General features: G+C 69.5%; 29 protein-coding genes. 27 read left to right on the forward strand and 2 right to left on the reverse strand.

What is annotated here, in order from left to right:
- Positions 1–101 precede the first annotated feature (101 nt).
- Positions 102–530: a hypothetical protein gene (locus IE140_RS22225; RefSeq protein WP_150193250.1), complete on the reverse strand. Its 429-nt coding sequence runs from the start codon at positions 528–530 to the stop codon at positions 102–104.
- A 537-nt stretch (positions 531–1,067) separates the two neighbouring features.
- On the opposite strand from IE140_RS22225, the gene IE140_RS22230 reads away from it, so the two are divergent.
- From IE140_RS22230 to IE140_RS22325, 20 genes are all read left to right on the forward strand, one after another.
- A complete protein-coding gene (locus IE140_RS22230) occupies positions 1,068–1,382 on the forward strand; it encodes a helix-turn-helix transcriptional regulator (protein ID WP_167533427.1) in 315 nt (104 codons plus the stop codon).
- Between the two features lie 87 nt (positions 1,383–1,469).
- Positions 1,470–1,922: a hypothetical protein gene (locus IE140_RS22235; protein WP_150193248.1), complete on the forward strand. Its 453-nt coding sequence runs from the start codon at positions 1,470–1,472 to the stop codon at positions 1,920–1,922.
- Entirely contained in the window at positions 1,919–2,464 is a 546-nt protein-coding gene (locus IE140_RS22240; protein WP_150193247.1) for a hypothetical protein, read from the forward strand. The genes IE140_RS22235 and IE140_RS22240 overlap by 4 nt, the downstream gene beginning before the upstream one ends.
- Positions 2,461–2,706 carry a hypothetical protein gene (locus tag IE140_RS22245; protein WP_150193246.1) on the forward strand — a complete coding sequence of 82 codons (246 nt, stop codon included), beginning with the start codon at positions 2,461–2,463 and terminating at the stop codon, positions 2,704–2,706. Before IE140_RS22240 ends, IE140_RS22245 begins: the two co-directional genes overlap by 4 nt.
- Before the next feature lie 17 nt (positions 2,707–2,723).
- Positions 2,724–3,002 (forward strand): hypothetical protein, encoded by a 279-nt coding sequence (locus IE140_RS22250; protein WP_150193245.1) that lies wholly within the window; start codon positions 2,724–2,726, stop codon positions 3,000–3,002.
- Positions 2,999–3,403 carry a phiSA1p31-related protein gene (locus tag IE140_RS22255; RefSeq protein WP_150193244.1) on the forward strand — a complete coding sequence of 135 codons (405 nt, stop codon included), beginning with the start codon at positions 2,999–3,001 and terminating at the stop codon, positions 3,401–3,403. Before IE140_RS22250 ends, IE140_RS22255 begins: the two co-directional genes overlap by 4 nt.
- A complete protein-coding gene (locus IE140_RS22260) occupies positions 3,396–3,869 on the forward strand; it encodes a coiled-coil domain-containing protein (RefSeq protein WP_150193243.1) in 474 nt (157 codons plus the stop codon). The genes IE140_RS22255 and IE140_RS22260 overlap by 8 nt, the downstream gene beginning before the upstream one ends.
- Positions 3,870–3,880: 11 nt before the next feature.
- Positions 3,881–4,156 carry a hypothetical protein gene (locus IE140_RS22265; protein WP_150193242.1) on the forward strand — a complete coding sequence of 92 codons (276 nt, stop codon included), beginning with the start codon at positions 3,881–3,883 and terminating at the stop codon, positions 4,154–4,156.
- Between the two features lie 79 nt (positions 4,157–4,235).
- Positions 4,236–4,706, forward strand: coding sequence for a hypothetical protein (locus IE140_RS22270; RefSeq protein WP_150193241.1), 471 nt, complete (start codon positions 4,236–4,238; stop codon positions 4,704–4,706).
- Between the two features lie 107 nt (positions 4,707–4,813).
- Positions 4,814–5,170 carry a hypothetical protein gene (locus IE140_RS22275; protein WP_150193240.1) on the forward strand — a complete coding sequence of 119 codons (357 nt, stop codon included), beginning with the start codon at positions 4,814–4,816 and terminating at the stop codon, positions 5,168–5,170.
- Between the two features lie 98 nt (positions 5,171–5,268).
- On the forward strand, positions 5,269–5,547 hold the full coding sequence (locus tag IE140_RS22280; RefSeq protein ID WP_167533426.1) for a hypothetical protein: 279 nt from the start codon (positions 5,269–5,271) through the stop codon (positions 5,545–5,547).
- Entirely contained in the window at positions 5,544–6,413 is an 870-nt protein-coding gene (locus IE140_RS22285) for a PD-(D/E)XK nuclease-like domain-containing protein (protein ID WP_167533425.1), read from the forward strand. Before IE140_RS22280 ends, IE140_RS22285 begins: the two co-directional genes overlap by 4 nt.
- Positions 6,410–7,213: a hypothetical protein gene (locus IE140_RS22290; RefSeq protein WP_150193238.1), complete on the forward strand. Its 804-nt coding sequence runs from the start codon at positions 6,410–6,412 to the stop codon at positions 7,211–7,213. Before IE140_RS22285 ends, IE140_RS22290 begins: the two co-directional genes overlap by 4 nt.
- A gap of 69 nt (positions 7,214–7,282) precedes the next feature.
- Complete coding sequence (locus IE140_RS22295; RefSeq protein WP_150193237.1) at positions 7,283–7,924, forward strand: hypothetical protein; 642 nt, start codon at positions 7,283–7,285, stop codon at positions 7,922–7,924.
- A gap of 70 nt (positions 7,925–7,994) precedes the next feature.
- Positions 7,995–8,390 (forward strand): ASCH domain-containing protein, encoded by a 396-nt coding sequence (locus IE140_RS22300; protein WP_150193236.1) that lies wholly within the window; start codon positions 7,995–7,997, stop codon positions 8,388–8,390.
- On the forward strand, positions 8,387–9,091 hold the full coding sequence (locus tag IE140_RS22305; protein ID WP_150193235.1) for an exonuclease domain-containing protein: 705 nt from the start codon (positions 8,387–8,389) through the stop codon (positions 9,089–9,091). Before IE140_RS22300 ends, IE140_RS22305 begins: the two co-directional genes overlap by 4 nt.
- Positions 9,088–9,414: a hypothetical protein gene (locus tag IE140_RS22310; protein WP_150193234.1), complete on the forward strand. Its 327-nt coding sequence runs from the start codon at positions 9,088–9,090 to the stop codon at positions 9,412–9,414. Before IE140_RS22305 ends, IE140_RS22310 begins: the two co-directional genes overlap by 4 nt.
- A complete protein-coding gene (locus IE140_RS22315; RefSeq protein WP_150193233.1) occupies positions 9,411–9,749 on the forward strand; it encodes a hypothetical protein in 339 nt (112 codons plus the stop codon). Before IE140_RS22310 ends, IE140_RS22315 begins: the two co-directional genes overlap by 4 nt.
- Positions 9,746–10,606, forward strand: coding sequence for a hypothetical protein (locus tag IE140_RS22320; RefSeq protein ID WP_150193232.1), 861 nt, complete (start codon positions 9,746–9,748; stop codon positions 10,604–10,606). Before IE140_RS22315 ends, IE140_RS22320 begins: the two co-directional genes overlap by 4 nt.
- Complete coding sequence (locus IE140_RS22325; protein WP_150193231.1) at positions 10,603–11,400, forward strand: hypothetical protein; 798 nt, start codon at positions 10,603–10,605, stop codon at positions 11,398–11,400. The genes IE140_RS22320 and IE140_RS22325 overlap by 4 nt, the downstream gene beginning before the upstream one ends.
- Before the next feature lie 80 nt (positions 11,401–11,480).
- Here IE140_RS22325 and IE140_RS22330 read toward each other — a convergent pair whose 3' ends face one another.
- Positions 11,481–11,861 (reverse strand): hypothetical protein, encoded by a 381-nt coding sequence (locus IE140_RS22330; protein WP_150193230.1) that lies wholly within the window; start codon positions 11,859–11,861, stop codon positions 11,481–11,483.
- A 185-nt stretch (positions 11,862–12,046) separates the two neighbouring features.
- Between IE140_RS22330 and IE140_RS22335 the strand changes: the two genes are divergently transcribed.
- The 7 genes from IE140_RS22335 to IE140_RS22365 all read left to right on the forward strand — a co-directional run bounded on the left by IE140_RS22335 (position 12,047) and on the right by IE140_RS22365 (position 17,697).
- On the forward strand, positions 12,047–14,758 hold the full coding sequence (locus IE140_RS22335; protein ID WP_229826868.1) for a DNA cytosine methyltransferase: 2,712 nt from the start codon (positions 12,047–12,049) through the stop codon (positions 14,756–14,758).
- 100 nt (positions 14,759–14,858) lie between these two features.
- Positions 14,859–15,716, forward strand: coding sequence for a hypothetical protein (locus IE140_RS22340; protein WP_150196520.1), 858 nt, complete (start codon positions 14,859–14,861; stop codon positions 15,714–15,716).
- Between the two features lie 2 nt (positions 15,717–15,718).
- Positions 15,719–16,438, forward strand: coding sequence for an ATP-binding protein (locus IE140_RS22345; RefSeq protein ID WP_150196519.1), 720 nt, complete (start codon positions 15,719–15,721; stop codon positions 16,436–16,438).
- Positions 16,435–16,728: a hypothetical protein gene (locus IE140_RS22350; RefSeq protein WP_150196518.1), complete on the forward strand. Its 294-nt coding sequence runs from the start codon at positions 16,435–16,437 to the stop codon at positions 16,726–16,728. Before IE140_RS22345 ends, IE140_RS22350 begins: the two co-directional genes overlap by 4 nt.
- On the forward strand, positions 16,725–17,063 hold the full coding sequence (locus IE140_RS22355; protein WP_150196517.1) for a hypothetical protein: 339 nt from the start codon (positions 16,725–16,727) through the stop codon (positions 17,061–17,063). Before IE140_RS22350 ends, IE140_RS22355 begins: the two co-directional genes overlap by 4 nt.
- Positions 17,060–17,380, forward strand: coding sequence for a zinc finger domain-containing protein (locus IE140_RS22360; RefSeq protein WP_229826869.1), 321 nt, complete (start codon positions 17,060–17,062; stop codon positions 17,378–17,380). The genes IE140_RS22355 and IE140_RS22360 overlap by 4 nt, the downstream gene beginning before the upstream one ends.
- Positions 17,377–17,697 carry a leucine zipper domain-containing protein gene (locus IE140_RS22365; protein ID WP_167533533.1) on the forward strand — a complete coding sequence of 107 codons (321 nt, stop codon included), beginning with the start codon at positions 17,377–17,379 and terminating at the stop codon, positions 17,695–17,697. The genes IE140_RS22360 and IE140_RS22365 overlap by 4 nt, the downstream gene beginning before the upstream one ends.
- Positions 17,698–17,789: the final 92 nt, after the last annotated feature.

A 17,789-nucleotide genomic window follows, 5' to 3' on the forward strand; every position in this document is an offset into this window, starting at 1 on the left:
TGTGGAAGGGTACGACTAGTTACGGGTGGTCGACAATAAGTTCAGAAAAGGTCTACTTGTTGCGCCATTCGATCTGCTGCGGACCGGCGGGTGCGGGTGTGCTAGGAGTCCTCGCGCTTGGTGCGTTCGTCGGCCTCGATCATCGCTCGCCAACGGCGTTGCTCCTGGGGGGACATGCCGCCCAGGTGGCCGAGGATGATGCGGACTTCGTCGCCGTAGCCGGCGAGTTCGGTGGCCTGGTATCCGAGCCACTGTTCGGCGGCTGCCTCGGCGATGCGCCGGAGGGGTAGTCCTGTGCCGTTGGCGATGGCGCGCAGCTGTGGCGGGAGCGGCGGGTTTACGGGGGGTGTCTTGACGAGCTTCTGGAGGGCTTGCTTGACCAGGCGGGTGTCGGTTTCGGGGTCCACGGCTTTGTTCGCCATCTCCTGGTAGGAGACGCCGCTCTCCTGGACTTCTTGGATGAGCCGCGACAGTGCGCCCATGGGTGGAGCCTCGGTGGGGCGGGTCTCCTCGGCGGTTGTTGCGGGCATCGTGTCGTTTTCCTTTCGTGTCATGTCAGGCACCAACTGTCTCTCCAGGTTGCGTGGGGCTCCGAGAAAATTGCAGGTCAGTCAGCACAACCATCCTGGATCTGGGACGGATCGTCCATAGATCAATGCTATCCAGCCACGCGCGAGGCTGATAGTCGGGGCTAGGGTGTCCCTGAAATGTTGACGAATCGTCCCTGAGACGCTTAACTCAAGGGCAGTGAAGGGCACCGCCGTAACACTGGAGATCCATTGAGCGTGCGCTACGAACTCAGAGACCTTGCAGTCCTCAAATGGGTCATGGAACACCCTGGTCGCGGGGCTCCGTACTCCGTGCGAACCCTCGCCGAAGCCAGTGACGTATCCCGATCCCAGGTGGGCCGCCTCGTTAGTGGGGAGCTGCCTGACCTGCCCGTCCATGAAGCGCACCGCATATCGGAGGCCCTCGGGGTCGCCGTGCTGGTTCTCTTCATGCCCCCGTCGTCCCCGAACTAGGGACGATTCGTCAATGAGGTAACCCTTATCGGAAGGAGAAATCGAGTGCCCAGGTCCAGCCCTACCCCACAGGACGCGCCGCCCGGATGCGTCTGGATCGCGGAGGCGTCCCGGCTCACCGGGCTGAGCGTGAAGACGCTCTACAACTACCGGCACCAGGACAAGGGGCCGAAGTCCTTCGAGATCGGCCGCAAGATCGCCTACGAGCTGGACGTCGTCAACGCCTGGGTGGCCGCGCAGCGGAACCCGGCCCCCGACGCGACCGCTGAACACGACAGCCGGCCTCCGGAGCCCCGCAAGCTGCCCCGCGCCTCGACGAGGGCGCACGGCCGGCGCGAGCTCGACCCCGCCGCTGCCTGACGGCAGCAAGTGAGGCCGCCCCGAAACGCCAGCCCCGAGGCGACCTCTGAGACCCACCCTCACCGTTCATGACGAAAGGCGGGCCCTGTGCCCCAGAATCCCACACCTGCTGCTGCGGGTGACACGAACCCCACGACGAACCTGACACCGGAGATCGGCCCCCTGGAGCACCTCGCGTTCATGTCGCCGGATGAGCGCTTCAGTACGGCCTGGGTTTGGGCCAAGTACGCCGAGTCGGCGGTGAACTTCACCCCTGCTGACTCGTTCAAGGGCACGCTCGTGCACCTTCAGTGGGCTGTCGCGGAGATCGAGCGCCTCCGCGCCGAGCTCGACAAGGTGGCCGCGTTCGCCGCCCAGCGCGCCGAGTACGTGACCAGCATCCTGAACTGCCACCCGGACAACAAGCACGACTACTACCGGTGGCAGGGGCACGCGGAGTCCCGTCGGCAGCTGTCTGAACGCCTCGGTCTGCCGGTCGCGTGGCCCGCCGAGACGGAGCCGCGTACCGCCCCGTCGCAGCGTGAGGCAGGTGCCCTGTGAGCGCCGCCGCCCGCATCGACCGGGAGACCGCCGAACACCTGGCCGCGCTGGCCGCCGCCCCGTACATCCCCGAGCTCCACGCCGACGGCTGCGACGACAAGACCTGTGTTCGCTGCTGGGTCCTGACCCCGTCGAATCTGTACAGCGTCGACACGTGGCTCGACAACGCTGGTGTCTTCGCCAAGCAGTTCTGGGAGTACGTCGACGGCGAGAACATCGTCACCGGCCTCCGGATCGGTCAGGACGCGAGTCGGGTTGTCGCGAAGTTCGGCAACACGATCGTCCGCCACTTCGGCGGCAAGCACTCCGTCCGTCCCACGCAGGAGCCGACGGGTGAGCTGACGGCCGCCGAGTGGAACGCCAAGTACCCGGCTGGTACGCGGGTGACCGCGTACCCAGGAGTGCACGGCGAGGACGGGTTCACGACGTGGACGACGAGCCGGGCGTGGACGGTCCACGGCCACACCCCTGTCGCCCGGGTCGAGAACGAATCCAGCTACATCAAGCTCACGCACCTGGACCCGATCGAGGTGACGTCGTGACTGCCGCCGACTTGTCCCGCCTGGACGTCCCGCTCGCCGACGTGGAACTCCAGATCGTGTGCGAGACGACCCGCAAGGCCATGGCGAGGACGAGCTCCCCGTCGGACCGGATCGCCTACGCCCACGACCTGTTCCTGCTGACCCACCGCGGACTGTGCTCCACCGGAGCCGACTACCCCGGCTTCGACGCCTGGATCGCCCAGCAGCAGAACCTCAACACCGCAGCCCGGAGGAACCGATGAGCCGCGTAACTGGAGTCGTGGCCGTCAGCATTGACGCCGACGACGAGATCGAAACCGCGTACCGCACCGGCTACCGGGGCCGCCAGTTCGCCACCCTCCGGGTCGGGAACGCCCTCGGTATCGACGTGGTCGACGCGTCCCCGGAGGTCCTGCGGAAGCTCGCGGCTGGGTTCGAAGAGCTCGCCGAGTGGGCCGAGGCCCGCGACGCCTCCGCCGACGTCGCCGACGAGGTCGCGGCCGAGGACGGGGTCCGCAGCATTGGCGTCCCCTTCAAGCGTGGGCCGGTGGCGGCATGAGCACCTACCTGCACGACGGCATCGAGTTCGACCTGACTCGCTCGTTCGTCGACGTGGTCGGCGTCGAGTGGGAATGGCGCGGCCAGCGGAACGTGGCCGGTGAGCCGCTCCTCGTCTCCCCGGGCCTGCCCGACTCCCCGGTGCCGCTCCCGGACGTGTACCGGGACCACGGGCCGCTCATCCCGATCAGCCCCCGCCCCACGGCCGCCCAGTACCGGGCCGCGGTCGACGTCGACTACGCGGCGACCGTGGCTGCCGGGTACGTCGAGACGCCGGCCGAGTTCGGGGCTCGCATCACCCCGGCCCCGGCGCTGACCGCCCACCACCTGAACCCCAGCCCCATGGAACAGACCGGGTTCCGAGGGTTCCTCAACACCATCAAGGGAGCCCGCCGTGGCTGACACCGACAACGTCGCCGAGCTCCGTAGCCAGCTGGAGCAGGCCCGCCGGATCGCGGTGACGCTGGAGCAGGAGAACGCCGAGCTGGAAGCCCAGCTGGAGAAGTACGTGGGCAAGGAGCCGACGGTCCGCGACGAGATGGCTTACCTCCAGCGGTGCCTGAACTCGGTGCTGGAGGTGTGCGACCAGGCCGCCTCCCAGGCAATCCTCCGGAAGAACCCGCGGCCGGTCCCGGAGTGGGCCGTCGCAGTTCGCGAGGCGGCGACGGGCGAGCGCCCGGACAGCCCGGCCGACAAGCGGCGCCGGATCTACATCGACGGCCAGGGCAACGGCTGGCTGGACCAGTCCACCGGGTACGGCAACGTCCGCTGGGTCGCACCGTTGGCCATCTTCCCTGGCGACGCGGAGCCGTCGAGCACGGTCCGCGACCGCACTGGCGAACTGCACGAGATCGGCCGGTGCTGGTGATGGCTGACCTGATGGTGCAAATCGACGGCGAGACGGTCCCGCTCGCGGACTGCAACTGGTCCATGTGGGCCGAGTGCGGGTGCATGGTCGCGATCACCATGGCCGTCATCGACAGCCTCGTCCTCGCGACCGCCGAGCAGGCGCACAAGGACCACAGCCCCCGGAAGCGAGACCGCGACCGCGAGGCGCGGCTCGGCTACCGCTGGGAGCTGATCACAACGGACCGGTACCGCCGGGAGTTGGCCAGCAACTGGAAGTGCGAGCAGCACCGCACACCCGCCCCGTGAACGTCACCGCCACTGTCATCGGCGTCATCTTCTGCGCGATGGCGGTGGCCCCCAGCCTCTGGACCCGGAAGGGCAAGCCATGAGCCGCATCCCCGGCATATCCCGCAGCAAGCCGAAGCACGCAATGAGCACCGAGAACAAGCTCCGCGCCGACGTCACCCGCCTCATGAACCGGCAGGCTGCGGCCGACGACTACTTCGCCGTTCTCCTCGCCGACCGGGCCGACGTGTACGAGGCGTGGCAGAACGCCGAAGCGAAGGCGGCCCGCGCCGAAGACACCGTGGTGTGGCAGGACCACCGTCTCTGCAAGCAGGAAGCCGAGCTTGGCCGGCTCCGCGCCCAGCTCGCCCCGTACCTCGCGGCAGACGCCAACGCGAACGCCATCACCGTCCCGCCCTCGGAGCGCGACAGCAGCCGGTTCGAGGACCAGGCGACCGCCCCGATCGACGTCCGCGAACTCCGCAACCGGTTCGCCGCAGGCCCGGTTGTGTCGCTGCACCACTCCCCGCAGGCCGCAGACCCGACGCACATCCCGGCACCGGCCGCCTGAAACCCGCCGGGCCGGCGGATGCCACCGGCCCCCGGCCCGGCGAACCAGAACACCCCGCGAGGAGAAGTCGCGGGGCGTCCACCACCAGCATCCCAGAGAAGGACGCCATGGAATCCACCGCGCAGAAAGTCGTGACCCACGAGGTCATCGCCCGCCAGCACGCCACACCCGTCCTCGTCCAGGCCATCGAGCCCCAGCCCGGCCTGTTCGTGTACCGGCAGCCCGACGAGCTCCTCAAGCAGGGCGACCGGTACGTGTGGCGGCTCGGCCACCACTCCGGCTACCAGATCGCGAAGTTCGAGTACCCCGGCGACGCCGACGACGCCGCGTGGGCGATCCGCGACATCACCGACTGGACCCGCCCAGTCGACGACATCCGTGCCGACACCGACGGCGGGATCGTCCGCGACGCCCTGGTCCAGTCGCCCGGCATCTTCCTCAACGCCCACCCCGACGCCACCTGACCCACCGACCGGCAGGCGTGTGAGCCCGGCTCCGTCTGCCCGCTGCGGGCCGCCAACCCCACTGGCGGCCCGCAGCAACCCCGAACCAGGAGAACCACATGAGCCCCATTACCTGCACTAAGTGCGGCGACACCGACGGCCCGTTCGTGCCCGGCAAACTGCCGGTCTGCGAGAACTGTGCGTCGTTCGCGGACGCCGAAGTAGCTCTGCGCAGCGCCCTCGAAGACGGCGGATGGCTCGACGACAACGCCCGCCGACTCATGAACGCCTACGCGGCCACCGTCCTCGGCCGGGCCGCCAACACGCTCCGCACGGTCCCCGGCTGCGAGAGCTCCGCCCGCATCGTCAACAACATCGCGCGAGGGCTGGCGTCATGACGACCCTCATCGAACCGCCGGTCACCGCCCCCGTCGTCATCGACGGCATGACCGCAGAGGACTACCACGCCGATCGGAACAGCATCTCGTCCACGGGCCTCCGGAAGATCCTCGCCCCCGGCTGCCCCGCCCAGCTCCGCTACGACCTCGACCACCCCCAGGCCCCGAAGCGCGAGTTCGACCTCGGGCACGCCGCGCACCTCATGGTGCTCGGGGAAGGCCCGGAGCTCGACGTCCTGGACTTCGACAACTACCTCACCAAGGCCGCCAAGACGGCCCGCGACGAAGCCCGCCACATGGGAGCCGTCCCGCTCCTCCGCCACGAGTACGAGCAGATCGAAGCCATGGCCGCGGCGATCCGCCAGCACCCGCTCGCCGGCCCGCTGTTCACCCCCGGGACGGGCGTCGCCGAACAGTCGATCTTCTGGACCGACCCGGCGACCGGCGTCCGCTGCCGGATCCGCCCCGACTGGCTGAAGCAACTGCCTGGCCTGACCCTGTGCGTCGACTACAAGACGATCAAGTCGGCCGACCCGGACACCGTGTCCAAAGCCATCCGGGACCACGCGTACCACCAACAGGACGCCCTCTACACCGACGGCATCTGGGCCGCACTCCAACCCGAAGACGTCCGCTTCATCTTCGTGTTTCAGAGCAAGACCGCGCCCTACCTGATCACCGTCCGCGAACTCGCCGACCAAGACCGGGACATCGGCAGGGCCCGCAACGAACGCGCCCTCCGCACCTACGCCGACTGCATGGCCACCGGCGTGTGGCCCGACTGGACCGGGCCCGTCACCGACATCCCCACCATCTCGATGCCCACATGGGCGGTCCTCAACGAAACCTCGGAGTACATGTCATGAGCACCAACGAGATCGCCACTCGCGACGAGCAGCACACCGTCGCTACCCAGCAGCCCAACACCCTCCCCGCCCCGGCACCGACCGAGGGCACCACCGCCCTCATGGCCTGGGCACAGGAAGCCAGCCTCGCCTACGACATGGCACAGAAGCTCGCCGCCACCTCGTTCGTCCCCCAGTCCCTGCGGGGCAAGCCCGGCGACATCGCCGCGGCGATCCTCGCCGGCTCCGAGCTCGGCATGAAGCCGATGGCCACCCTCAAGTCGATCGACATCATCCAGGGCACCCCGGCCCTCCGAGCCCACGCCATGCGAGCCGTCGTCCAGCGGCAGGGACACGAGATCGAACTCGTCGAGTCCACCGACACCCACTGCATCATGCGGGGCCGCCGTAAGGGCTCGGAGACCTGGCAGACCATCGAGTGGACCATCGACCGGGCCCGGCTGATGGGGCTCCTCGGCAAGGACCAGTGGAAGAAGAACCCCAAGGGCATGCTCGTCGCCCGCACCACGGGCGAACTGAGCCGCCTCATCGCCTCCGACGCCCTGCACGGCATGGCCTACGTGTCCGAGGAACTGGAAGGCACGGTCCACGGCGAGATCGCCCAGCCCCGCGCCCCGCTCAGCGTCGCCGCCCTCACCGCCCCAGCGGCCCCCGCCTCCACACCTGAGCCGGCCGCTGCCGAGGAGACCCACCAGGTCGCCCGCGACGACCAGCCCCCGGCCGACGGGATCTGGGACGCGGAGGCCGCCGAGGACTCCGTCGACTGGCCCGAGACCGCCCAGCCCGGATCCGCCGCCTAGCTCACCCGTACACCGGGGTCCCGCCCGCCGCTAACGGGCGGGCCCCGGCCACCCAAGGAGACCACGACCATGACCGTCAACCACCGGGCCGAAGCCGAGAAGCACCTCGACACCGCGGCCCGCCACCTCACCGAGCACCCCGGCGACATGCGGATCGCGGAAGTGGCCGCTGCAATCGGTCAGGGGCACGCCGCGCTCGCCCACAGAGAGGAGACCACCGCGACGGCCGCCGACATGAACGAGGCACTGCTGTCGCTCCGGCGCCGCTTCAACGACACCCTCAACCTCGTCTCCACCCACATCGCCCAGGGCCTCGCCAGCAGGCAGGGCGAACGCTGGAACGCCGCCCGCAACCTGTCCAAGGCCCTCGACGAAGCCCACTGCAACGTCGACCAGCTGGTCGACAGTTGGCTCGAAGAGAACGGCTGGGACCCGCGGTCCGCGTACAAGACCCCGGCAAGCCTCACCCCGCACGCCGAGCCGTGGGCATCCAAGCCAGACATCACCGCCGACGTTCCGGAACCGGTCCGCCGGGTGCTCGCCGGGCACCTCGCCGAAATGCTCCTCGACCCGAAGGCGGACGACGTCCAGAAATGGGCGCGCGGCATCACGTTCGAGCTGAAGCGCGAGGGCTTCGACCTCGGCGACGCGATCAAGAAACGGATCACCGACCTGACCCTCGGCTCCGACCCGTCGGACCCGCCGTTCTAGCCCACCCGCACTTCGGGGCAGCCCCGTACCCGACATACGGGGCTGCCCCACCCCAACAGGAGACCATGCCATGCGAGCACTGACCATCCGCCAGCCCTGGGCCGACGCGATCGTCCACCAGACGAAGCACGTTGAGAACCGCACCTGGAAGCTCCCTGCCGCCCACCATGGGACCCGCATCCTCATCCACGCCGGAGCCCAACCCGACAAGACCGCCGAAGTCGAAGGACCGAACCTCGACGTGTACTCGGCGATCGTCGGCGTCGCCACGATCACCGACTGCCACTGGGCCGACGAGTGGGTCTGCTGCGGCCCCTGGGCGTTCAACCAGACGTACCACTGGACCCTCGCTGACGTCGTCGCGCTCCCCGAGCCGGTCCCCGCGAAGGGTGCCCTCGGGTTCTGGACGCCCGCCGAGGAGACCATCAACGCCGCCCTCCGGCAGGACACGGCGGTGGCCTGGTGAGCTGGCACCTCGGCCGCATGGCCGGCTTCGACCTCGAAACCACCGGCCCCGATCCACTGACCGCCCGCATCGTCACCGCCTGCATCGTCCAGGTCGGCGCCAAGCAGCCCACCACCGCGGCGAACTGGCTGACCGACGTCGACGGCGAAGAGATCCCCGCCGGGGCCGCCGCGGTCCACGGCATCAGCACCGAAAAGGCCCACGCTGAGGGTGTCGACCTGCGGCTCGCCGTCGAGGAAATCCTTGGCGCCCTCACCCAGGTCATCCTCTCCGGGATCCCGGTCGTCGCTATGAACGCCCGCTACGACCTGACTCTCCTGGACCGGGAAGCGCAGCGGTACGGCTTCCAGCCCCTCGCCGACGCCGTGGGCATCGACCCGTTCGTCATCGACAAGCAGGTCGACCGCTACCGGTCCGGGAAGCGCACCCTGACCGCCCTGTGCCAGCACTACGACGTGCGCCTCGACGCCGCCCACAGCGCCGACGCGGACGCGGTCGCCGCATGCCGGGTCGCATGGCGGCAGGCCACCCGGTACCCGCAACTCGCCGCCATGACCCTCGACGAACTCCACAACGCACAGGTCGCGTGGGCCGCCGAACAGGCCGCATCGCTTCAGGACCACTTCCGCAAGACCCGGCCCGACGCCGCCGTCGAAGGCGCCTGGCCACTCATCCCCAGGCAGAGGGAGAACGTCTCATGACCTCCACCGTGCAACCCACCCTCGACGGCAACGTCCCTCCCGAGCCTGTCGACTACGAGACGTGGCTGGCCGCCGTGTGGCCCGTCTTCATAGCCGCCGCGGCAACCGGCAAGACCTTCACCTGCTACTCGGTGGCCGACGCCAACAAGCTCCCCAACCCGCCGAACCCGCAGGCGCACTGGGGCAGGTTGATCACCCTCCTCCGCGACGAGGGCTACATCCGCACCGCCGGATGGGCCTGCTCCGACCGGCCCACCACCCACCACAGCGGCGTCAGGACGTGGAAGGGCACCGCCGCGGCACGGCGGGAGGCATCCGCGTGAGCATCGACACGATCCTCGCCGCCGGCCAGGCGCTCGCCGCGGTCCACACCGCGGTCGGCCAGGTCATCAACGCCGCCCTCTACTACGGCCCCGGCGCCCTGGCTCTCACCGCCACCATCGCCGCGTTCCGGGTGTGCGCGTGGGCCGCCGACCGGTACCACCAGGCGGCCCAGGACCGGGCCGACCGGCGGACCTACACCGCCCGCGCGTTCCGGCTCTGCCGCGTCGCCGACAGTGCCGACGCCGTCATGACCATCCCCGCCGACGACCTCAACCGCTACCTCGACAACAAGCTCGCAGCCACCCCGAACCTCGCCCCGGAGGAGGGCCGATGACCACCACCCGCACCCCGAACCGGCAGACACCCCCGCACGGAACACCCGCCCGCTACCAGGGGCCCCGACGCCACGACGACTGGACGCCCTGCCGCTGCACCGACTGCCGAACCGCAGTCCGCCGAGCCGAAAAGATCCGAGACCTCCGGCGTCGCCGCGGCCACAACAGCTTCCTCAGCAGGCACATCGTCGCCGCACACCTGCGGACCCTCCTCGACAACGGGTGGACCGGAAAGATGGTCGCCGACGCGGCCGGCATCAACCGCAAAACCGTGTGGAACATCCTCAACTCCGACGTCACCACAGTTCGCCACGACACCGCCCGCGCCGTTCTCGCCCTCACTCCGACCCGCCGCCCCGACGGAACCGTCCCCTCCGTCGGCACAAGGCGCCGGGTGCATGCTCTTGCCGCCATGGGCTGGCCCCTCTCGTGGATCGCGGAACAAGCAGGCCTGTCCTTCACCGGGCTGCGTGACCTCTCCGCAGGCCGCACCAAGTCTGTGAAGGGCACCTACCGCGACGCGATCGATGCCCTGTACCGCACGCACTCCATGCGCCCCGGCCCATCGCAGGCTGCCCGCCGGACCGCTCTCGGCAAGGGTTGGGTGACTGCCGCAGCCTGGGACGGTGCGGTCATCGATGACCCGTCCGCCGAGCCTGAACTGAGCCCGGAGACTTCCCTCAACCGCGACGAACTCGCAGCCATCCGCAGGGCGGATGTCGAGCACCTCGACAAGTTCGGTGTCTCCCCGGACGAGATCGCCCACCGGCTCGGCATGGCCGAGTCCACGGTCAAGGGCATCGTCAAGGAGCTCCGAGCCGGAGAGCGCCGCGACCGGTCGAAGGCGGCGGCATGAGCACCCGCGAGCACGGCACCTACGTCAAGTACAAGGTCGACGGCTGCCGCTGCCAGCCCTGCCGCGACGGCGAAACCCGATACCGGGCCAACCGGTCCCGCGCGATCGCCTACGGCACCTGGCAGCCCTACGTCGACGCCGAACCCGTCCGCCAGCACATCGTCGCCCTGAACGAGTTCGGGATCGGGTGGATGCGCCTCGCCCAGCTGGCCGGTGTGCCCCGCGGCACGGTTTCCAAGCTGCTGTACGGCGACCCGAAGCGAAACATGGGTCCGTCGAAGCGCCTCCTGCCGAAGAACGCCAACGCGCTCCTCGCCATCGAGCCCACCCTCGACAACCTCGCCGACCGGGCCTACACCGACGGCACCGGCACCCGGCGCCGCCTCCAAGCCCTCGTCGCCGCCGGCTGGCCGCAGATCCGGATCGCCGAACGCATCGGGATCCAGAACTTCAACACCACCATCCGCGGCGACAAGCCCGTCCTGGCCAGCACCGCCCGGGCCGCGATCGCCCTGTACGACGAGCTGTGGCGGGCTAACCCGCGGGACCACGGTGTCCGCGACTACGTCGTCGCACGCACCCGGCGGATCGCCGCGGAACACAGGTGGGCCCCGGTCGGGGCTTGGGACGACGACACCATCGACGACCCCGCGGCCTTCCCGGACTGGACCGGGCACTGCGGAACCCCGGAGGGCTACCGAGCCCACTACCCGACCGGTGTCCCTCTCTGCGACCCCTGCCGCCAGGCCTACCGAAAGCACCGCGCTGTCCTCAAGACAGTCACAGCCGCATGACAAGGGCGGGCCACCACACGTGGCCCGCCCACACGCACAACAACCCCGCCGGGGCGGGGGAGGGAGGAGGGGAAGTGACGTCAGTCCTCGGCGGCCGGCTTCTTGCGGACGATCCGGATCTTGGGCTTCTTGGGCTCGCTCGCCTCGTCGGCTCGTCGCTCGGCGCTGCTCAGGGCTTCGCCGATGATGCGTGCCTGCGACTTGTCCGACGGCTTGTCTCCTGCGCCGAGGTCTGCGAGGTGCTTGCGCAGCTCTTGGAGTACGGCTGCGTCACGGGCTGCCGTCTCGTAGAAGTCGGGCGTCACGACATAGGCCTGTCGGGCCCCGCGCTCGGTGAATGCGCCCACCTCTCCGCCGTAGCGCACCTCGCGAATGAGGCTGGTGAGGAGTGCGCGCGCGTCGGTCATACCGACCGTGGCGACGCCGTCCTCCGCGAACTCGATGCCCTTCCCAGTAGCCATGGCCAGAGTGTAAGCCATCTCCAACACTTCCTTCCTGTTCATCCTGGCCAACCTTTAAAGAAGTGTGGCAGAGTAGACCCCAGGAACGCCAGACATTGCCGACGGCGAATCACGAAAACCGCGGCCCGACAGGGCCTGGTTCCGTGCGCCCGGATTCGGCAGATACAGCCCACGGGAGGGCTCTGATGTACCGAAGCGACGGCAACGCACTCACCGTCATGGACTGGTTCTGTGCCGACACGGAGACCGAGATCCTCACCGCGCGCGGGTGGCGCCGCTACGACCAGGTCGCGGTCGGCGACACGGTCGCCAGCCTCAACACGGCGGAAGGCATCGCCCGCTGGGTGCCCATCCAGCGGATGAACACCTTCAACCTGACCGACGAAAAGGTGCTCAGCATTGATGGCAAGGCCATCTCCGCGCTGGTCACGCCTGGGCACCGCTGGCCCGTCCAGCAGCGCGTCAACACCCCGACAGGCCGCCGAATGGAGTGGCAGGTTCGCACCTCGGACCAGCTCACCCTTGAGTCATCGGTCGTCCGCAGCGCCCGCTTCGAACACCCCGCAGCCAGTGATCACGATGACGCGCTGGTGGAACTGGTCGGGTGGGCATGGACAGAGGGCAGCTACCGATCCAACGGCGGTCTGCACCTGTCTCAGTCCCCCTCGGTGAACCCTGCGAAGTGCGAACGCATCGATCAAGCGCTGCGAGCGCTCTACGGGCCGCCGATGGGGCGGGCTGGCCGCCAGGTCGGCGTCCCGGCCTGGAATGTCGCCGACTACGAGGGCACCCGCTACTGGCGGCTGAACGTCGCTGCGGCTAGCGCAATCATCGCCGCAGCCCCGGACCACGTCCTGGACCAGGCGTGGCTGCTCACCCTCACCGGCGACCAGCTCAACCTCCTGGTCGAGGTGTCAATGCTTGCGGACGGCACGACCCGCGTCCGCAACGGTGCCCGGGACTCGTCCCTGTCACAGAACCGGAAGGACCGCGCGGAAGCGTTTCAATTCGCCGCCATCCTGGCCGGGCGGGCCACGTCCATCCACCGCTGGGAGATGCAGCACAGGGGAGCCGCCTACCCGATGTGGCGCGTTTCGATCCTGGAACGGGTCACCGCGAAGCCGCTGCGCCAGGCGACCGCCGAGTGGACCACGTACACCGGCACCGTGTGGTGCCCGACGGTGGAGCACGGCACTTGGCTGTGCCGCCGCAATGGGCTCGTGCACTGGACCGGCAACTGCGGCGCAGGCGGCTCCAGCCAGGGCGCCCACTCCGTCCCCGGTGTCAAGGTGACCAGAGCTGCGAACCACTGGGCCAAAGCCATCGACTCCCACGAGGCGAACTTCCCCGAGGCCAGCCACTACCGCGGCGACATCCGTACCGCCCCCGTCTGGGACTGGCCTGTCACCGACATCTTCTGGGCCTCCCCGGAGTGCACCAACTGGTCCGTGGCCAAGGGGAAGCGCCGCAACTTCGACACCGCCATGCAGGGCAGCCTCCTCGACCTGCTCATCGAGCAGACGGAGGAGGAGCCGGCCGACGCCGAGGAGGAGTCCCGGGCGCTCATGGAGGAGGTGCCGCTGTACCTCCGCGGCGTCCAGGAGCGCGGCGGCCTCGTCAAGGCCGGAGTCGTCGAGAACGTCACCGACGTCCGGGCCTGGGACCAGTGGGACCGGTGGATCGGCGAGCTCCACAAGATGGGCTACCGCACCCGCATCATCGCCCTCAACTCCATGCACGCAAACCCGCGGTCCGTGCACGCCGCACCCCAGTCCCGCGACCGCCTCTACGTCGGCTACTGGCACAAGTCGCTGGGCCGCACCCCCGACTGGGACAAGTGGCTGCGCCCCCGCGCCTGGTGCACAGGGTGCGACGCCTGGGTGCAGGCCATGCAAGTCTTCAAGACCCCGGGCCGGGACATGGGCCGCTACCGCACCCAGTACGTCTACCGCTGCCCCTCCACCACCTGCCGCAACCAGATCGTCGAACCCGAAGCCCTCCCCGCCGCCGCAGCGATCGACTGGTCCATCCCCGGACAGCGCATCGGCGACCGGGCCAAGCCCCTCGCCGACAAGACCCTCGCCCGCATCCAGGCCGGGCTCAAGAAGTTCTCCCAGCCCGTCCCGATGATGGTCCCAGCCGGAGGCACCTGGAGGAACACGGCGGTCAGCGTCGGCGAACCCATGGGCGCCCGCACCACCCGGGAGAACGACGGGCTCATGGTCCCGCCGCTCCTCATCCCCGTCGAAGGCCGCGACGGCAAGGAAGCCCGCTCCGTCAACGACCCGCTGCGCACCATGACGACCCGCAACGAGACCGGGCTCGCCTGGCTGCCGTTCATCGCCGAACTCCGCGGCGGCGGATCCGTCGCCCGGTCCGTCACTGACGCCCTCGCCACCGTCACCGCCTCCGGCAACCACCACGGGCTCGTCACGCCCGAACTGCCCGCCATGGTCATGCGGAACAACTCAGTGCGCGGCGACGCCGGATACCTCAGCACCCCGGTCACCGAACCCGTCCGGGCCCTCACCACGGCCGGCCACCAGTCGCTCGTCACGTGGAACGACATCCTCGTCCCCTACTACTCCAACGGCACAGCCCGCACCGTCCGCGAACCCATCGGCGCCCTCTCCACCCGCGACCGGTACGCCCTCGTCCGCGGCGACGTCGACATCAACGACGTGCGCTTCCGGATGCTCGAACCCCACGAGATCGGCCGCGCAATGTCCTTCGCGGACGACTACATCGTCCTCGGCTCCAAGCGCGACAAGGTCCGCCAGTACGGCAACGCCGTCACCCCCAACGCCGCCGAGGTCATCCTCTGTGCCCTCGTCGAAGCCGTCACCGGCGAGGAGCTGGAGCGGTACGCCGAGCCCCAGTTGGCAGCCGCAGCGTGACGCCCCGCCCGGACCCCGCCCCCACCTGACCCGACCGCGGGCCCCACACCGCAGACAGCCCGAACCTATCCGCACCCGCACGTCGTAGAGAAGAGATTCCATGGGTTACGAGCTTCGTCGCCAGTTGCGCGAAGCGCTGGGGCCTGCCGTCACTGGCCTACAGCGCGCTGTCGCCCTGGAGATCGCCGACGACGCGAACGACGCCACCAGGGAGAGCTATGTCGAGCTCCCGGACCTTGCCCGCTGGACGGGTGCGGGCAGTGTCGACGTGGTCCGGAACGCTCTCAAGCGGCTCTCTGCGGCGGGCTGGGAGTTCCGCGTCCCGATCGGCAAGGGCAAGGACGGTCGGATCATGTACGCGGTGCCCGGCCGGCGGATGACTTTCCTCGTTCCGCCCTTTGAAGGGGTAGCGGGGGCTCACTCAGAAGAAGCCACGGCTACCCCTAAGGGAGAGCAGGGGCTACCCCAAGGGGGAGCGGGGGCTCCTTCGGAAGGAGCCGGGGCTCGTTCTGAAGGAGCCGGGGCTCCCCCCTTCTCCTCAGCCCCTCAGTCCCCTCAAGAAGAAGTAGCTACTACCGGCCTAGGGGTAGCAGCGGCTCCCCCTTCTGGTGCGGGTCGCGAAATCACCGACGAAGAGAAGGCCGAGTTCGGCCGCTTCTGGCTCCTGCATCCCAAGAGCTGCGACATGGGCAAGACGCGCGAAGCCTGGATCGCCGCAGTCCTCAGCGGCGTCGACCCGCAGAAGATCACCACCGCAGCCGAGGCATACGCCCGCCAGATGGCGGGCCAGGACTTCCAGTTCATCAAGCAGTCCGCCGGCTGGATCCGCGACCGCCGCTACGAAGACAAATTTCCGCCCGCCCCGAACGGCAAGCCCGACCTCAAAGCCGTCGGAGGCAAGAACCACACGCCCTACCGGCAACAGACCGCACCCTCCGCCTACGCGAACGGATTCTGACCATGCCCGACCCCCAGCGCCTCGGCGGTGAACACCTCACCCGCCGCATCCAGGCCCAGCTCGAAGCCCGCGGTCTCGCACCAGTCACCCCGGGCCCGGTCGACAACACCCCCGACCCCGACGAGCCCGGCCACCCCGAGTTCCACCGCCAGCGTCGGGCCGAATGGGCCCTCCGTCGGTGGACAACCGCCACCCCTTACCGGTACCAGGAGGCCGTCGCCTCCCAGCCCGACGTCATCGCCTGGGCCGACCAGGTCGCAGCCGACCCGCGCAAGGCCGGATTTCTCTTCCTCACCGGAACGTTCGGCACCGGCAAGACGCACGAGGCCTACGGTGCCCTCCGCCGGATTGCCGACGCCGGACCCGAGAAGTACGAAGTTCTCGCACTCACCGCGCCCGACATGTACGCCCTCATGCGGCCCGGCGGCAGCGACAACGGCCCCGAGCACGAAGTGAAGCGGCTCATGCGTATCCCGCTGCTCCTCATCGACGACCTCGGTACCGAGAAGATCAGCGAGTTCACCGAGGAGGCCACCTATCGCCTCCTGAACTACCGGTACAACGAATGCCGCCCGCTGATCATCACGAGCAACCTTCCGGCGTCCGACCCCAACGGCCCGGACCTCGTCGACAAGCTCGGCGAACGCATCACCTCGCGACTCTCCCAGATGACAAAGATCGTCGACATGGTCGGTGCCGACCGTCGGCGAGGTGCCGCATGAAGGCCGACGACCCCCGCATGGCCAACGTCGACTGCGCCATCGCCCGCATCGGCTACCTGTACGGCCAGACCGGCATCCAGATCGCCGAACAGTGGGTCGTCTCCCACATCGAAGCGCTCCTCGCCGTCACCGAAGGCCGTTCCCACAACCCGGCGGCCTTCCCCGGCTTCGGTGAGGGAACCGCAGACGAGACGGCCCGGCGCATCATCGCCCGGCTGCTCGACGCCGGCTGGCGCCCGCCCGACGCCGACTGCCTTGACCTTCCGGCAACACCGAACGAGGCGTCGTGACGGACTTCGATGCCGCCGACATTGCGGCGATGCGCAAGGAGGGCGACCTCCGGAGCTTCATGCGCGACCAGCTGCGGGTCGGCCGGGCGAAGCGCACCACCCAGCCCGCCGCGGTGCCGCCGCCGAAGCCGCCCGGCTACCGGGCCGGGGCCTGGCCCGCCGGAACCCGGCCGCCCGACCCGCCACCGCAGCACCACCCGCCCGCCGCCTGGACGACGGCCCTCGACGAGTACCGGGACTGGTTCACCGCCGCCGACCACGTCGAGCTCACCAACCCGACTGCCAGCCGCCAAACGTGCGGATGCCCCGCCTGCACCCCGAGGAGAAACCTGTGACTCGTACCCGCTACGGCCAGCCCGCCCCGATGCCCGACAGCATCCGCCACTTCATGCGCACCGGCCAGCACCCGGCCCGGTCCATCCCGTGCCCTCGCTGTGGGGCTGCCGCCCACCGGCCGTGCCGGATTCCGTCCCGGGGTGTGCCGCTTGCCCAGGTCCACCAGCAGCGCATCGACGCCCGCGCCCAACTGGTGGCGTGCTGCCCCACCTGCCAGGTCACCCCGACCGTTCCGTGCCACAGCGCGGGGAGGGCCCTCGACAACGGGGCCGTCCACCCCGCTCGGCACACCGAGGCAGACCGGAGTGCCGCATGAACCGCCAGTGCAGCGTTGACGGTTGCACCCGGCAGGCCCGCCCGCAGCGGCGCCTGTGCCACGGCCACCGGGCCAGGGTTGCCCGGTACGGGGACCCGCACTTCACCCAGTGGGGCACCGCCGACCCGGTCGACGTCGAGCTCATCGTCACCGAGCAGCGGCCGGCCGAAGGGCTCACCCGGCTCGAACGAGTCCTCGTCGCCCGCGGCCTGACCGAACGGCAGGTGCCCGCGGCGGAGGTGGCCCGGATCGTCGGGGTCGACAAGCGGACCGTCGAGCGGTGGCGGTCCCGTGACCGGCAGAAGCAGGCGGCGTGAAGGCCGGCCCGCGGGGGACCGGTCGGCGGCCGGGGCGCGGGCGTGAGGCCCCGTCGCGGCCCAAAACCCGCCCTCTCGCGCCCGAACAGGCC

The sequence above is a fragment of the Streptomyces parvus genome, from assembly GCF_014648875.1.
Classification (GTDB): domain Bacteria; phylum Actinomycetota; class Actinomycetes; order Streptomycetales; family Streptomycetaceae; genus Streptomyces; species Streptomyces parvus.

Excerpts from the sequence above, each read along its gene's own strand:
- IE140_RS22325 (WP_150193231.1), top strand. The coding sequence starts at position 10,603 with ATGAGCACCCGCGAGCACGGCACCTACGTCAAGTACAAGGTCGACGGC.
- IE140_RS22320 (WP_150193232.1), top strand. The coding sequence starts at position 9,746 with ATGACCACCACCCGCACCCCGAACCGGCAGACACCCCCGCACGGAACA.
- IE140_RS22295 (WP_150193237.1), top strand. The coding sequence starts at position 7,283 with ATGACCGTCAACCACCGGGCCGAAGCCGAGAAGCACCTCGACACCGCG.
- IE140_RS22255 (WP_150193244.1), top strand. The coding sequence starts at position 2,999 with ATGAGCACCTACCTGCACGACGGCATCGAGTTCGACCTGACTCGCTCG.
- IE140_RS22270 (WP_150193241.1), top strand. The coding sequence starts at position 4,236 with ATGAGCCGCATCCCCGGCATATCCCGCAGCAAGCCGAAGCACGCAATG.
- IE140_RS22335 (WP_229826868.1), top strand. The coding sequence starts at position 12,047 with ATGTACCGAAGCGACGGCAACGCACTCACCGTCATGGACTGGTTCTGT.
- IE140_RS22225 (WP_150193250.1), bottom strand. The coding sequence starts at position 530 with ATGCCCGCAACAACCGCCGAGGAGACCCGCCCCACCGAGGCTCCACCC.
- IE140_RS22285 (WP_167533425.1), top strand. The coding sequence starts at position 5,544 with ATGACGACCCTCATCGAACCGCCGGTCACCGCCCCCGTCGTCATCGAC.
- IE140_RS22345 (WP_150196519.1), top strand. The coding sequence starts at position 15,719 with ATGCCCGACCCCCAGCGCCTCGGCGGTGAACACCTCACCCGCCGCATC.
- IE140_RS22350 (WP_150196518.1), top strand. The coding sequence starts at position 16,435 with ATGAAGGCCGACGACCCCCGCATGGCCAACGTCGACTGCGCCATCGCC.
- IE140_RS22330 (WP_150193230.1), bottom strand. The coding sequence starts at position 11,861 with ATGGCTACTGGGAAGGGCATCGAGTTCGCGGAGGACGGCGTCGCCACG.
- IE140_RS22340 (WP_150196520.1), top strand. The coding sequence starts at position 14,859 with ATGGGTTACGAGCTTCGTCGCCAGTTGCGCGAAGCGCTGGGGCCTGCC.
- IE140_RS22290 (WP_150193238.1), top strand. The coding sequence starts at position 6,410 with ATGAGCACCAACGAGATCGCCACTCGCGACGAGCAGCACACCGTCGCT.
- IE140_RS22365 (WP_167533533.1), top strand. The coding sequence starts at position 17,377 with ATGAACCGCCAGTGCAGCGTTGACGGTTGCACCCGGCAGGCCCGCCCG.
- IE140_RS22265 (WP_150193242.1), top strand. The coding sequence starts at position 3,881 with ATGGTGCAAATCGACGGCGAGACGGTCCCGCTCGCGGACTGCAACTGG.
- IE140_RS22310 (WP_150193234.1), top strand. The coding sequence starts at position 9,088 with ATGACCTCCACCGTGCAACCCACCCTCGACGGCAACGTCCCTCCCGAG.
- IE140_RS22280 (WP_167533426.1), top strand. The coding sequence starts at position 5,269 with ATGAGCCCCATTACCTGCACTAAGTGCGGCGACACCGACGGCCCGTTC.
- IE140_RS22300 (WP_150193236.1), top strand. The coding sequence starts at position 7,995 with ATGCGAGCACTGACCATCCGCCAGCCCTGGGCCGACGCGATCGTCCAC.
- IE140_RS22275 (WP_150193240.1), top strand. The coding sequence starts at position 4,814 with ATGGAATCCACCGCGCAGAAAGTCGTGACCCACGAGGTCATCGCCCGC.